This window comes from Mesorhizobium sp. SP-1A (genome assembly GCF_032460275.1).
In the GTDB taxonomy this organism is placed as follows: Bacteria; Pseudomonadota; Alphaproteobacteria; order Rhizobiales; family Rhizobiaceae; genus Mesorhizobium.
This window is the reverse complement of record NZ_JAVXZD010000001.1, coordinates 1,223,306-1,234,484: the sequence shown is the minus strand read 5'-3', so window position 1 is coordinate 1,234,484 and position 11,179 is coordinate 1,223,306. Positions and strand designations below refer to the sequence as shown.

Below are 11,179 nucleotides of genomic sequence, written 5' to 3'. Positions count from 1 at the left end.
AGCCGGCCTGGGCCACCGCCGGTCCAGCACCCGGACTTCACCTGGCCCAAAGGGGCCGCCGGCGGAGCGTTCGGGCACGATCTCTCCAAAATTGTCGCAAAAGACCGGCTTGTGGTCGCGACGGCTATTTTAAGCCTTGCGCCGAATCCGCACAGAATATAAGGCTTCCCGCGGTTCGGAGTGTAGCGCAGCCCGGTAGCGCACTTGACTGGGGGTCAAGGGGTCGTGGGTTCGAATCCCGCCACTCCGACCATTTAAAAACAAGGGCTTGAACCGGAAGTCCGTCATCATAAAAATCGAGAATAGAACGAGGGTAACGCTTGGGGTAACCGGCGCCTCGTTGAGGGATGATGCCGATTCTCGGCGAAGCGTGTTGCCCCAACAACGGCAATTCCACCCTTGCGGCCGCTACACGGAACTCCGCCTTATGGAGTATCTGCCGCAAACCATGCACTTCTGCTAATATTTCGCGGTGCGGGTCTTGGGGCGATGCTGGCGAGATGCGCCTATGAGCCGATCAGATCGAAGTGCCCGATGGCGGCCATGTGAAGAGCGTTGCCCGGGTCTTCGCCGAGGCCGTTTGATCCGGTTCTCGTGCCGGCTTCATTCACGTCTTTCCAGAGCGACCACTGGCTTTCTGTGCCGCCATGCCAGGGCAGAAGGGCGGCCGGCCGGGTCGCGTGATTATGCGATTGGACTGTGGGAGGAAGCAATGTTCAGCGCGAGATGGCAGATCGATGCGAAGTTTGGGCACAAGCAGAAGGTGCTCGAGCTGATGCGGCAATGGGAACGCGACATCGGCTCACAGGTCGGTCTCGAAGACATGAAATTCCAGATCATGACGGGCTCAATCGGCGCTCGGGAAGCTACGATCGAATCCCATCAGCAGGTCGAAAGCCTGGCCCGGCTGGAGGAGTTTTTCACCAGGATCGGCAAGATCGACGCGCATGCGCAGTGGGGCAAAGAGATGGAGCCATACATCGTGTCAGGCTCCAGCCTTTGGCAGATTTTCCGCATCGTAGAGTAAGCCGCCGCATTTCCGGTTTGGCGGCCGTCCCGGCGCGGCTCCTCGCCGACACGAGAACGCAAAAAGAAAGTCCGCTACATTTCGGCAGCGGGCTCGCGGCCGTTTGCGCGGAACAGGTCTAGCGCGATCGGCCCTCTTTCCAGGACGCGAAGCCAGTCAAGTCAACTCGCTTTCGTCATGATTGGCGCGTACAGTGCATAATGGATAAGCGAAAATTCCGGATCACGATGGTCCTTTGCGCCGGCAATCCCACCAAATTCTACCTGATATCCTCGATAGGAGACGCTTCCGACTTCCTGTTCGATCATTGGGCCGAGCATGACAGTTCCCAATGGACCGACGCGATGAACAGATGCGCTTGGGCTAACCTTGGCAAGACCAGCATCGAAGATGCCAGAACGGCTTTCATCGTCGCGGTGAAGTCTGCCGGCATGCGCATCGATCCAACGATATCGCTGTATTGACATCGTGTGGCGCGCTTCAGGCCGCGGCACAGGCTTTCCTATTTCTTCCCATCAGGCTTTTCCGAGGGGGCAGGAAGAATGATGACGTCGCCGTCGCTATCGTTCGCGGCCTCGTGCTTGGCGCCCAGGCTTTCCATGTCTTCAAGGTCTTGCTCAACCCTCAATCGCAGGAGCAGGTCCTGAAAAGCCTGCCCTTCCGGAGAATCTGCCCCGCGAGCCACGAACGTTGCGAGGTCGACGACGGTAGGCCTGCCACCGGATGCTTCGTTCGGTTCGTGGCGAACGTAAACGTCGCCGCCGCCTTGTGACTTGATCACAGACCAACGGTCGCCATTGGAACTCCTGTAGAATTCCCGGCTTAGAATGTGCATGTCGATCTCCTCCTTGTCGCCACGGACGGACAGATCCGCTGATTTCACCCTCGGGTCCTGCGCTTGATGGGTTGCGCCTTCGGAGAGGGCGGAGTGATGATCGCCTGCGCTCGCGCCAGCCTGGCCAGCCTCAACCGCTCGGTCTTGGCTTCCCGGGCCAACTTCTCGTCATCGATGATCTGCTGCGCGGCCCTGGTGGTCGCGTCTGTTTTCTTTTCGATGCTGGTCGGCCTCGGCTTGAAGATGCCGGTTGGGATTGGGTGTCGCATGGAATGCTCCGCATAGAACAAAAAAGGCCGGGACTTGCCCGACCTTCTCCTGTTCGCCTCGACGGCCAGTGCCAGTACATCCGTGGTCAAAGACCAGAGGCGAAAATTCCTGTCGGCCTCAAGCAGCCTGGAGGTTTTCCGCGGCGCTCTTGCCGGAACGCTTGTCGGCCACGATGTCGAAACTGACCTTCTGGCCATCAACAAGCGTGCGCATGCCGGAACGCTCGACGGCGGAGATGTGGACGAACACATCCGGGGCGCCGCCCCCGACTTCGATGAAGCCGAAGCCCTTGGCTGCGTTGAAGAACTTGACGGTTCCAGTATTCATGACGATTTCCTTTCAAATCGGCAAATAAAATTCGCCGTCTGGCCGAATGCCAGACGCCGCAAGCGTCGAAATTGAGAGGAAGATCGGTTAGGCGCCAAAGGGCGGAAACAAGCTAACAACCAAGATCGATCTTCAACAGATAGGCTTTATTTATGTTCATTACAAGGCGCGTCTTGATCTCAAGCCAATAAATGTATCAGTCCTATAGACTCCTCTCCGATCGGGAGCAGGGAACAGGCAACGAGGCGTGAGCCAGTCGCGTCGTGCGAAGGCCTGGGATGCCCGCAAACCACGCAATCAACGGGCGACAGACGGCTTTAATCGCGCGTCTCCTTGTGCTCATGAGCCGCCTTCTGCTGAATTTTCTGCCGGACCTCTTCCAGCGCGACCCCTAGCAGTGCATCCACCTCCTGCAGTTCATCCCGGTCTTCGCAACCGGCGATGTAGCGCCGCAACTGTTCGAGTGAGCGGCGAACATTGTGCATCGGGGTTCTTTCTGGTTGACCGCCCAAACACGCGCCTTTGAGAATGGTTCCGTTCCACCGCGCCAAATAGGCAGCCCGCCCCGTTTCGGAACAGGCCGACCAGGCACTGCTTCTGAACTGGTTTGCGTTTCAAATTCGCAATCCTGCCAATTCCACGCATATCGGCAGTCGTTCCGGTAGCTCGGCATTGACAGAACCGCTGTTCGGCGCGATTGAATCGCGCATGGGGATTGCGATCTCCCCACGAGGCTCCGGCCCAAGAATCGCGTCCAGAAAACCCGACAACCGGAAGGACGCGCCATGTCATCCCCCACCACGATTTCACCGGAAAAGCTTGCTCGCCTGATCGGAACGCCGAACTGTCCGGCCCTGATAGACGTGCGCATTGATGAAGACTTCGCTTCCGATCCGAGGCTCATACCTGGCTCTGTCCGCCGGCCGCATGACAGGGTGCGGGAATGGGGGGCATCGATCGAGAGCCCTTCCGTCGTCGTGACCTGTCAAGGCGGGAAGAAACTGAGCGAAGGCGTGGCTGCCTGGCTCCGGCAGATGGGAAAACCTGCGGAAGCCCTCGAAGGGGGATATGACGCGTGGATCGCGGCGGGCCTGCCAGCGGTTCCCGCTGCAAGAATCCCGCCTCGGGACGCGGCCGGAAAAACGGTCTGGGTGACGCGATCCCGCCCCAAGATCGACCGTATCGCCTGCCCATGGCTCATCCGGCGCTTTGTCGATCCCGAGGCCGCGTTCCTGTTCGTCGCGCCGCAGGAAGTCACGGCGGTCGGGGAACGGTTTGCCGCGACGCCGTTCGACATCGAGAACGTGTTCTGGAGCCACCGGGGCGACTTCTGCACCTTCGACGTGATGGTGCAGGAATTCGACCTGGCGACGGAGCCGCTGCGCCGGCTTGCGGCCATCGTGCGAGCGGCCGACACCGCGAGGCTCGACCTCACGCCAGAGGCAGCCGGGCTTCTGGCTGCCTCGCTGGGGTTGTCGCGCATGTATTCCGACGACCTGGCGCAACTGGAAGCGGGCATGGTGCTCTACGATGCCTTCTACCGCTGGTGCCGGGACGCGACGGACGAAACCCATAACTGGCCGTCCAGCAAGCCGGGAGCGTGACCATGAACACGCTCCTCAAGAGCGGGGCGCCCGCTGGAACCGCGAAAGACCGCGACCATGGCGTGTCTTTTCGCCAAGCGGTGGCGGTATGGGCCAAGGTGGCCGCCCTGAGCTTCGGCGGTCCCGCAGGACAGATCGCGGTCATGCACCGCATCCTGGTCGAGGAAAAGCGCTGGATCGGCGAGAACCGATTCCTGCATGCGCTCAACTACTGCATGCTCCTGCCCGGGCCGGAGGCCCAGCAACTCGCCATCTACATCGGCTGGTTGCTCCACAAGACCAGGGGCGGGCTCGTCGCCGGGGCCTTGTTTGTCCTGCCGGGGTTCGTTTCGATCCTGGCGCTCAGCTACATCTACGCCGCCTTCGGCGACGTCACCGTCATCGAAGGCCTCTTCTTCGGCTTGAAGGCGGCCGTATTGGCGATCGTCCTCCACGCGGTCGTGCGCATCGGCAAGCGGGCGCTGAAGAACTACGCAATGATCGCCATCGCCGGCGTAGCCTTCGTCGCCATCTTCTTTTTCCATGTGCCTTTTCCGCTCATCATATTGGCCGCCGGCGTGATCGGTTTCGCCGGCGGTCGCGCGGGATCGCCACGGTTCCGCATAGGTGGCGGGCATGGGGAGGAGACCGTCTCCGATTTCGCGGACAAGGCTTCCGCGCTCGGGGAGGAAACGCCGGAACATGCGCGGCCGAACCGATGGTGGTCGTTCAGGATGTCGGCGGCGCTGCTCGCCCTGTGGCTCGGCCCCGTGGCGCTGCTTGTGCTCATGCGGGGCCCGCACGACGTGTTCAGTCAGATCGCCGTCTTCTTCAGCGAGATGGCCATGGTGACCTTCGGCGGCGCCTACGCGGTGCTCTCCTACGTGGCCCAGCAGGCGGTGCAGCATTATGGATGGCTGCGGCCGGGAGAAATGCTGGATGGCCTCGGAATGGCCGAGACGACCCCCGGCCCCCTCATCATGGTCACGCAGTTCGTGGGTTTCATGGCTGCGTATCGTAGTCCCGGCGCGCTGGATCCGATGCTGGCGGCGACCATCGGGGCCGTCCTCACCACATGGGTCACCTTCGTACCGTGCTTCCTGTGGATCTTCCTCGGCGCACCCTTCATCGAGCGGATGAGGACCAATACGGCGCTGACCGGGGCCATGGCCGCGATCACGGCGGCGGTCGTCGGGGTCATCATGAACCTGTCGATCTGGTTCGCCCTCCACGTCCTGTTCCGGGAGACGGCAGTCTGGACAGGCTTCGGCATAAGGATCGACGTGCCCGTGTGGAGCGCAATCAACCTGCCCTCCTTCGGGCTGACCCTCGCGGCACTATTCGCGATCTTCCGCCTAAGGCTGCCGATGCTGGTTGTGCTGCTTGCGGCGTCTCTTATAGGCATGGTCGGGGTTGTTTTCGGCGGGATAAGGTGAGGTTTGCACCTCACCTGCATCTACGCCGCATACTCTATCCATCGTGAGCCGATCGCTGGCCGGTCAAGCCCGCGCGGCCTCTATAGCGCGGTCACCATCTAGCCGGGACGACGCAGCGCCGGCTCGCGCAGCGCCAGATTCCTCGATTGATCCCCCTCCGGCGTCGAACTGCGGCGCGGCTCAAGCCTCTTATTTCGGCAACCCGCTGTCGCCGCAATTGAGATCCGACGGTCAGCGCCGGCCGAACAGGAGCAGCGCGACGAGGCCGAGCGCAACCGCGCCGACCGCAGCGGCAGTGGCCGGATGCTCGCGCGCCGATCTTTCCACGCGCCTTGCATGCTTTTTCAGGACCGGCAGGCCCTGGCGCACCCTTTCGGCGAGATCGTCATAGTAATCCGATGCCGTATCGCGCCCGTCCTCGTAGTAGGCACTGCCCTTCCGAGCCAGCGCCTTCTTCAGCGACGCCAGTTCGCGCGACAGCGATGCCACCTGCTTTTCGAGATCGATGTCGGAAAGGTTGGAAAAGGAAGCCATTCATCAGTCCTTCGTTGCATGAAGGACAGGAAACGGCGTTTCCGCCGCTTGGTTCCTGCGGCGACGCAAGGCAATGACGGGGCGGCTGCCCTTATCGGTTCAACGCACCTGGTCGAGCAGCCGCTTGCACTCCAGCAGATCGAAAAGCGCCTCCTGCAACAGCGCGCGGTTGTCGCGCGAGAGCTTGCCGCTGTCGGCCTGGACCGGGCCTTCGTCGTCGGCCTTGCCCAGCCCGAAGAAGCGCCGGCTCGGCTTCACCTTGGGCTGGCCGACCAGCATCTCCTCGTCGGGCCCGCGCGGCTGCGCGCCCGGCGTCAGCGGCACGGCGTCCGCCTGCTTGCGCTGGGATATGGCCTCCACGGCGGCCATGTCGCCATTGCCGATCGCGATCAGGAACTGGTTGCCGTTCTCGCGCAGCAGCTTCTGCACGCCCTTGATGGTGTAGCCCTGATCGTAGAGCATGTGGCGGATGCCCTTGATCAGTTCCACGTCCTGCGGCCTGTAATAGCGGCGGCCGCCGCCGCGCTTCATGGGCTTGATCTGGGCAAAACGCGTTTCCCAGAAGCGCAGGACGTGCTGCGGCAGATCGAGGTCTTCGGCGACCTCGGAGATGGTGCGGAAAGCGTCGGGGCTCTTGTCCATGGGCGAATCCTCACACTGGACGCGAACGATTGGCAAAAGGCCGAATCGGAGCCTTATTTCAGCGGTTTATTGGTCGACATTCAAGCCCGGCCTCAATCGAGAGGCCGATTTTTTCAACCGCTTTCGGCAGGTTGGGCCTGGAAACGGCGCCGCGACGCCCGCCCGTTACTTGCCGGACTTGGCCTGGCCGCCCTGATGCGCGCGCAGGATGCGGCTCTTGAGCACGTTGGAGGCCTTGAAGGTCATGACCCTGCGGGGAAGGATCGGAACCTCCTCCCCGGTCTTCGGATTGCGGCCGATACGCTCGTTCTTCGAGCGCACCTGGAAGGTGGCGAAGGAAGACAGCTTCACCGTCTCGCCGCGCACGATGGCCTCGCAGATTTCGTCCAGCACGGCCTCGACCAGTTCGGCCGACTCGGTCCGAGACAGCCCTACCTTGCGATAGACGGCTTCCGCAAGGTCGGCACGTGTAAGCGTCTTTCCCCCCATGCGGACTGTCCCACTCGTTAAAAAAGCTCAACGTTCAAACGAAATCGGAGCCTAAGTAATTGATCCGCCAAGGTCAAGGACCGAACCGCCGGGTTCGCCATCACCAGCGAATCAGCACCGCGCCCCAGGTGAAACCGCCGCCCATCGCCTCCAGAAGCACCAGGTCGCCGGGTTTTATGCGGCCATCGGCCACGGCGACGGACAAAGCCAGCGGCACGGACGCGGCCGAGGTGTTACCGTGCAGGTCGACGGTGATCACCACCTTCTCGTCGGCTATCCCGAGCTTCTTTGCGGAAGCGTCAATAATCCGTTTATTCGCCTGGTGAGGCACGAACCAGTCCAGGTCCTGCGCCGTGATGCCCGCGTCGGCGAATGTCGCCTCGATCACGTCGGTGATCATGCCCACTGCATGTTTGAAGACCTCGCGGCCTTCCATGCGCAGGTGCCCGACAGTGCCGGTGGTCGAGGGGCCGCCATCGACGAACAGCTTGTCCTTGTGGACGCCGTCCGAACGCAGGCTGGACGCCAGCACGCCGCGGTCGGCGATCGTGCCTGCGCCCTCCTGCGCCTCCAGCACGAGCGCGCCGGCGCCGTCGCCGAACAGCACGCAGGTCGAGCGGTCGTTCCAGTCGAGGATGCGCGAGAAGGTCTCGGAGCCGATGACCAGCACGCGCCTGGCCTGCCCGCCGCGGATGTAGAGGTCGGCCGTCGCGACCGCATAGACGAAGCCCGAGCACACGGCCTGCATGTCGAAGGCGAAGCCGTGACGCATGCCGAGCCGGTTCTGGATCTCCACGGCGGTGGCCGGGAAAGTGTTGTTGGGCGTGGAGGTGGCGAGCACGATCAGGTCGATATCGTCCGGCGTCAGTCCGGAAGCGGCCAAAGCGGCGCGGGCCGCCGCCTCCCCCAGCGAAGCCGTGGTCTCGTCGTCGGCCGCGATGTGGCGCTGGCGGATGCCGGTGCGCTGGACGATCCATTCGTCCGACGTCTCGACCATGCCTTCGAAGTCGGCATTCCTCATGATTCGGCGGGGCAGCGCGGAGCCAACGCCGCGCACGACTGATCTGATCAAGTTTCGCGTTTCCTAATTTTCTTCGTCGGCCTCGGCGTCCGATTCCCGCCTGGTCCCGTCATCGTTGCGCGGTCGCGGATTTCTTGCGTGGAACAGGTCGAGATCGGCCTCGATGCGATCGAGCAGGCGGTTCCGCACCATATCATAGGCCAGTTCCACCGCCGCCGCGAAGCCGTCCGCGTCGGCGCCGCCATGGCTCTTCACCACGATGCCGTTCAGGCCGAGGAAAACGCCGCCATTGGCGCGGCCGACATCCATCTTCTCGCGCAGCCGGTCGAAGGCGCCCTTGGCGAAGATGTAGCCGATGCGGGCCATCAGCGTGCGGCTCATGGCGGCGCGCAGGTAGCCGGCGATCTGCCGGGCGGTGCCTTCGGCCGTCTTCAGCGCGATATTGCCGGAGAAACCTTCGGTGACCACCACGTCGACGGTGCCCTTGCCGATGTCGTCGCCCTCGACGAAGCCGCGATAGTCCAGCGAAGCCATGTTGGCCTCACGCAGCATGCGCCCGGCGTCCTTGACCTCTTCCTGGCCCTTGACCTCCTCGACGCCGACATTGAGCAGGCCGACGGTAGGGCGCTCCATGCCGAAGACGGAACGCGCCATGCCGGTGCCCAGTATGGCGAAGTCCACGAGCTGGTGCGCGTCGGCGCCGATGGTGGCGCCGACGTCCAGCACCACGCTTTCGCCGCGCAGCGTCGGCCAGATGGCGGCGATGGCCGGCCGGTCGATGGTGGCCATGGTGCGCAGGCAGAATTTCGACATCGCCATCAGCGCGCCGGTGTTGCCGGCCGAGACGCAGGCCTCGGACGTGCCCGACTTCACCGCGTCGATGGCCATCCACATGGACGACTTGCCGCGGCCGTGGCGCAGCGCCTGGCTCGGCTTGTCATCCATCTTGACGGCGACTTCGCTGTGGATGAACTCGCTCTTCTCGGCGAGCTTCTGGTATTTGGCGAGTTCGGGCCTGACCGCCTCCTCGCGCCCGTAGATCACGAAGCGGATCTCGGGGCGCCGGGTGGCGACCTTCACAAGCGCCGGAATGACAACGCCCGGGCCGTGATCGCCGCCCATGGCATCGATGGAAATCCTGATCACGCGTCAATCATCTCTTGTTATGCCTGGGGGACCCGCGGCGCCGGGCGAAAATACCGGTTTTGGATCGCCGCACAACCGGCTTTTATCACCTGCCCACCCGTTTGCGCAGCCGTCTCAGGATTTTCCGAGCAGAGATTTCAGCTTGCGCTGGAATTCGCTCTCCTCGCCGCCGTCGTCGCCGGTATCCAGCGTCGCGCCGGGCTTGCGCGGGTAAGGATCGATGGCCAGGCCGAAAAACTGCTCGGCCAGCGCGCCGACATCGATGGTGTCGCCCGAAAAGGTCTCGGGGCTATCCGGCCCGTCGGCGTCCAGCACGATCTCGCCGCCGCCTTCGAACCCATGCCGGCCGAGCTTGGAGTCTTCGGGCAGGAACAGCCCCTCCACGGGCTCGTCCAGATGCGCGGCGATCGGGTCGAGCGTCACCACGCAAGCCTGGGTGATGTCGGCCTCGACACGGCCGGACACCTTGACCCCGTTGCGGCGCCAGGGCGCGACCAGCAGTTCGGCGCGGTATTTCTCGACCGACAGCAGGCCATGGGCCTCGGCCAGGGCCGCGCGCTGGGCGGCGTCGGCCTCGATCGTCACCGACATGCCCTTCTGCGGCAGCCGGCCCACATGCGCCAGAAACGAGACCGGGCTCGAAGCTTCGTGTCCATGCATCTCAGGGCTCCTGATCTTCCCGGCCGGCCGCCGGAAAGGACAGCGTACCGGCGCAGATATCGTCCGACGCCTGCGCGGCAAGGGCCTGCCGGACGCGAAACGCGTAGGCGGCAAGCCGTTCCGCCTCCGGCCAGTCCGCCGAATCGGGCCGGACATTACGGGTCAGGGCTGCGGCAAGCGCTTCCTGGTCGTTGCGCTCCAGCGCGTCGGCATAGGCGGCGGTGCGGCCGTAATACATCTTGGCCAGTCGCTTCATGCGCTTGGGCACGCCGACGTCGCTGATGCCGAGTTCGCGCAGGGAATGCTCGACATCGGTGAAGAACTCGTCGATCAGCACCTGCGCGATCTCCGCAGGCGTACCTGTCTCGCCAACCAGCCGATTCTGGAACAGGAACATGGCCAAGGACAGCATTTCGAAGCGGCCGAGCGGCGTATCGGGCACATTCCAGTCGGAATAGATGGGTTTTTGCCGCGCCGCCGCCACGATTTCACCGTACAGCGCCTCGGTGATGGCGCGGTTGGCATGGCGTTCGCGGCCAAACAGGCGCTGGAACATGAGGGGACGTTCTCCCGGAGAACTGTTTATCGGGCGGTCTTGTTGCATCGGCGGCCAAGCTGGTTTACCGCTTTTGCCGCCCCGCGCAAGCGGTGCCGAAAGCGGAATAATGGAGTTGTTGTTGCGCGCGCTGAAATTCAAGTCGACCTTTTCGTCGAGGTCCGTCGGCATCGTTTCCCTCGTCGCGGCCGCTTGCGCCCTTTCGGGATGCAATACGCACAAGATGTTCGGCGACCTCAGCCCGAGCGAGACGCTGAACCAGGGCTATATCGTGGACCAGCAGACCCTCGACATGGTCCCGGTGGGATCGAGCCGGGAGCAGGTACTGCTGGCGCTGGGAACCCCGTCCACCACAGCGACCTTCGACAACGAGGTGTTCTACTACATCTCGCAGACCCGCAAGCGCTCGGTCGCCTTCCAGACCCCGCATGTGGTCGACCAGAAGGTGCTGGCCGTCTATTTCGGCAAGGACAACCGCGTCACCCGCATCGCCAATTACGGCCTGAAGGACGGCAAGGTGTTCGACTTCGTCACGCGCACCACGCCGACGGGCGGCAAGGACCAGAACTTCCTGACCCAGATCATCAAGGGCGCCGGCAAGATGTCGCCGGGCTCGGCCGGCAGCATCATGGGCGCCGGCAGCGGCATGTAGG

The 11,179-nt window shown here is 63.2% G+C and carries 16 protein-coding genes and 1 tRNA gene; 6 read left to right on the top strand and 11 right to left on the bottom strand.

All coding sequences use genetic code 11. The annotated features are described in order from the left end of the window. The first annotated feature begins 176 nt into the window (after positions 1-176). The 3 genes from QU595_RS05955 (at position 177) to QU595_RS05945 (ending at position 1,491) form a co-directional block, all read left to right on the top strand. Positions 177-253 (top strand) — tRNA-Pro (locus QU595_RS05955). Between the two features lie 459 nt (positions 254-712). Continuing rightward, the gene (locus QU595_RS05950; protein ID WP_315919754.1) at positions 713-1,027 is read left to right on the top strand and encodes a hypothetical protein; all 315 of its coding nucleotides are present in this window, start codon (positions 713-715) and stop codon (positions 1,025-1,027) included. Between the two features lie 227 nt (positions 1,028-1,254). Then, on the top strand, positions 1,255-1,491 hold the full coding sequence (locus QU595_RS05945) for a DUF982 domain-containing protein (protein WP_315919753.1): 237 nt from the start codon (positions 1,255-1,257) through the stop codon (positions 1,489-1,491). A 38-nt stretch (positions 1,492-1,529) separates the two neighbouring features. Here QU595_RS05945 and QU595_RS05940 read toward each other — a convergent pair whose 3' ends face one another. The 4 genes from QU595_RS05940 to QU595_RS05925 all read right to left on the bottom strand — a co-directional run bounded on the left by QU595_RS05940 (position 1,530) and on the right by QU595_RS05925 (position 2,944). Next, on the bottom strand, positions 1,530-1,910 hold the full coding sequence (locus QU595_RS05940) for a hypothetical protein (protein ID WP_315919752.1): 381 nt from the start codon (positions 1,908-1,910) through the stop codon (positions 1,530-1,532). Next, positions 1,907-2,131 (bottom strand): hypothetical protein, encoded by a 225-nt coding sequence (locus QU595_RS05935; RefSeq protein ID WP_315919751.1) that lies wholly within the window; start codon positions 2,129-2,131, stop codon positions 1,907-1,909. Before QU595_RS05935 ends, QU595_RS05940 begins: the two co-directional genes overlap by 4 nt. Before the next feature lie 118 nt (positions 2,132-2,249). Then, positions 2,250-2,459, bottom strand: coding sequence for a cold-shock protein (locus QU595_RS05930; RefSeq protein WP_315919750.1), 210 nt, complete (start codon positions 2,457-2,459; stop codon positions 2,250-2,252). A gap of 317 nt (positions 2,460-2,776) precedes the next feature. Continuing rightward, complete coding sequence (locus QU595_RS05925) at positions 2,777-2,944, bottom strand: hypothetical protein (protein WP_315919749.1); 168 nt, start codon at positions 2,942-2,944, stop codon at positions 2,777-2,779. Between the two features lie 300 nt (positions 2,945-3,244). On the opposite strand from QU595_RS05925, the gene QU595_RS05920 reads away from it, so the two are divergent. Both QU595_RS05920 and chrA read left to right on the top strand, forming a co-directional pair. Continuing rightward, positions 3,245-4,063, top strand: coding sequence for a sulfurtransferase/chromate resistance protein (locus QU595_RS05920; RefSeq protein WP_315919748.1), 819 nt, complete (start codon positions 3,245-3,247; stop codon positions 4,061-4,063). Positions 4,064-4,065: 2 nt separating this feature from the next. Beyond that, the gene (gene chrA, locus QU595_RS05915) at positions 4,066-5,478 is read left to right on the top strand and encodes a chromate efflux transporter (protein ID WP_315919747.1); all 1,413 of its coding nucleotides are present in this window, start codon (positions 4,066-4,068) and stop codon (positions 5,476-5,478) included. Between the two features lie 231 nt (positions 5,479-5,709). Here the strand turns inward: chrA and QU595_RS05910 are convergent, their stop codons facing one another. The 7 genes from QU595_RS05910 to QU595_RS05880 form a co-directional block, all read right to left on the bottom strand. After that, positions 5,710-6,012 carry a hypothetical protein gene (locus tag QU595_RS05910; protein ID WP_315919746.1) on the bottom strand — a complete coding sequence of 101 codons (303 nt, stop codon included), beginning with the start codon at positions 6,010-6,012 and terminating at the stop codon, positions 5,710-5,712. 99 nt (positions 6,013-6,111) lie between these two features. After that, a complete protein-coding gene (locus QU595_RS05905; protein ID WP_315919745.1) occupies positions 6,112-6,654 on the bottom strand; it encodes a MerR family transcriptional regulator in 543 nt (180 codons plus the stop codon). Positions 6,655-6,819: 165 nt separating this feature from the next. Then, a complete protein-coding gene (locus QU595_RS05900) occupies positions 6,820-7,143 on the bottom strand; it encodes an integration host factor subunit alpha (RefSeq protein WP_315919744.1) in 324 nt (107 codons plus the stop codon). A 100-nt stretch (positions 7,144-7,243) separates the two neighbouring features. Continuing rightward, entirely contained in the window at positions 7,244-8,215 is a 972-nt protein-coding gene (locus tag QU595_RS05895; RefSeq protein WP_315919743.1) for a beta-ketoacyl-ACP synthase III, read from the bottom strand. Between the two features lie 12 nt (positions 8,216-8,227). Then, a complete protein-coding gene (plsX, locus tag QU595_RS05890; RefSeq protein WP_315919742.1) occupies positions 8,228-9,310 on the bottom strand; it encodes a phosphate acyltransferase PlsX in 1,083 nt (360 codons plus the stop codon). 114 nt (positions 9,311-9,424) lie between these two features. Next, a complete protein-coding gene (locus QU595_RS05885; RefSeq protein WP_315919741.1) occupies positions 9,425-9,970 on the bottom strand; it encodes a DUF177 domain-containing protein in 546 nt (181 codons plus the stop codon). Position 9,971: 1 nt separating this feature from the next. Further along, a complete protein-coding gene (locus QU595_RS05880) occupies positions 9,972-10,526 on the bottom strand; it encodes a ubiquinol-cytochrome C chaperone family protein (protein WP_315920729.1) in 555 nt (184 codons plus the stop codon). A gap of 109 nt (positions 10,527-10,635) precedes the next feature. Between QU595_RS05880 and QU595_RS05875 the strand changes: the two genes are divergently transcribed. Continuing rightward, positions 10,636-11,178 carry an outer membrane protein assembly factor BamE gene (locus QU595_RS05875; RefSeq protein ID WP_410000479.1) on the top strand — a complete coding sequence of 181 codons (543 nt, stop codon included), beginning with the start codon at positions 10,636-10,638 and terminating at the stop codon, positions 11,176-11,178. Position 11,179: the final 1 nt, after the last annotated feature.

Excerpts from the sequence above, each read along its gene's own strand:
- QU595_RS05935 (WP_315919751.1), bottom strand. The coding sequence starts at position 2,131 with ATGCGACACCCAATCCCAACCGGCATCTTCAAGCCGAGGCCGACCAGC.
- QU595_RS05930 (WP_315919750.1), bottom strand. The coding sequence starts at position 2,459 with ATGAATACTGGAACCGTCAAGTTCTTCAACGCAGCCAAGGGCTTCGGC.
- QU595_RS05905 (WP_315919745.1), bottom strand. The coding sequence starts at position 6,654 with ATGGACAAGAGCCCCGACGCTTTCCGCACCATCTCCGAGGTCGCCGAA.
- chrA (WP_315919747.1), top strand. The coding sequence starts at position 4,066 with ATGAACACGCTCCTCAAGAGCGGGGCGCCCGCTGGAACCGCGAAAGAC.
- QU595_RS05920 (WP_315919748.1), top strand. The coding sequence starts at position 3,245 with ATGTCATCCCCCACCACGATTTCACCGGAAAAGCTTGCTCGCCTGATC.
- QU595_RS05880 (WP_315920729.1), bottom strand. The coding sequence starts at position 10,526 with ATGTTCCAGCGCCTGTTTGGCCGCGAACGCCATGCCAACCGCGCCATC.
- QU595_RS05910 (WP_315919746.1), bottom strand. The coding sequence starts at position 6,012 with ATGGCTTCCTTTTCCAACCTTTCCGACATCGATCTCGAAAAGCAGGTG.
- QU595_RS05875 (WP_410000479.1), top strand. The coding sequence starts at position 10,636 with ATGGAGTTGTTGTTGCGCGCGCTGAAATTCAAGTCGACCTTTTCGTCG.
- QU595_RS05925 (WP_315919749.1), bottom strand. The coding sequence starts at position 2,944 with ATGCACAATGTTCGCCGCTCACTCGAACAGTTGCGGCGCTACATCGCC.
- QU595_RS05885 (WP_315919741.1), bottom strand. The coding sequence starts at position 9,970 with ATGCATGGACACGAAGCTTCGAGCCCGGTCTCGTTTCTGGCGCATGTG.
- QU595_RS05950 (WP_315919754.1), top strand. The coding sequence starts at position 713 with ATGTTCAGCGCGAGATGGCAGATCGATGCGAAGTTTGGGCACAAGCAG.
- QU595_RS05900 (WP_315919744.1), bottom strand. The coding sequence starts at position 7,143 with ATGGGGGGAAAGACGCTTACACGTGCCGACCTTGCGGAAGCCGTCTAT.
- QU595_RS05945 (WP_315919753.1), top strand. The coding sequence starts at position 1,255 with ATGGTCCTTTGCGCCGGCAATCCCACCAAATTCTACCTGATATCCTCG.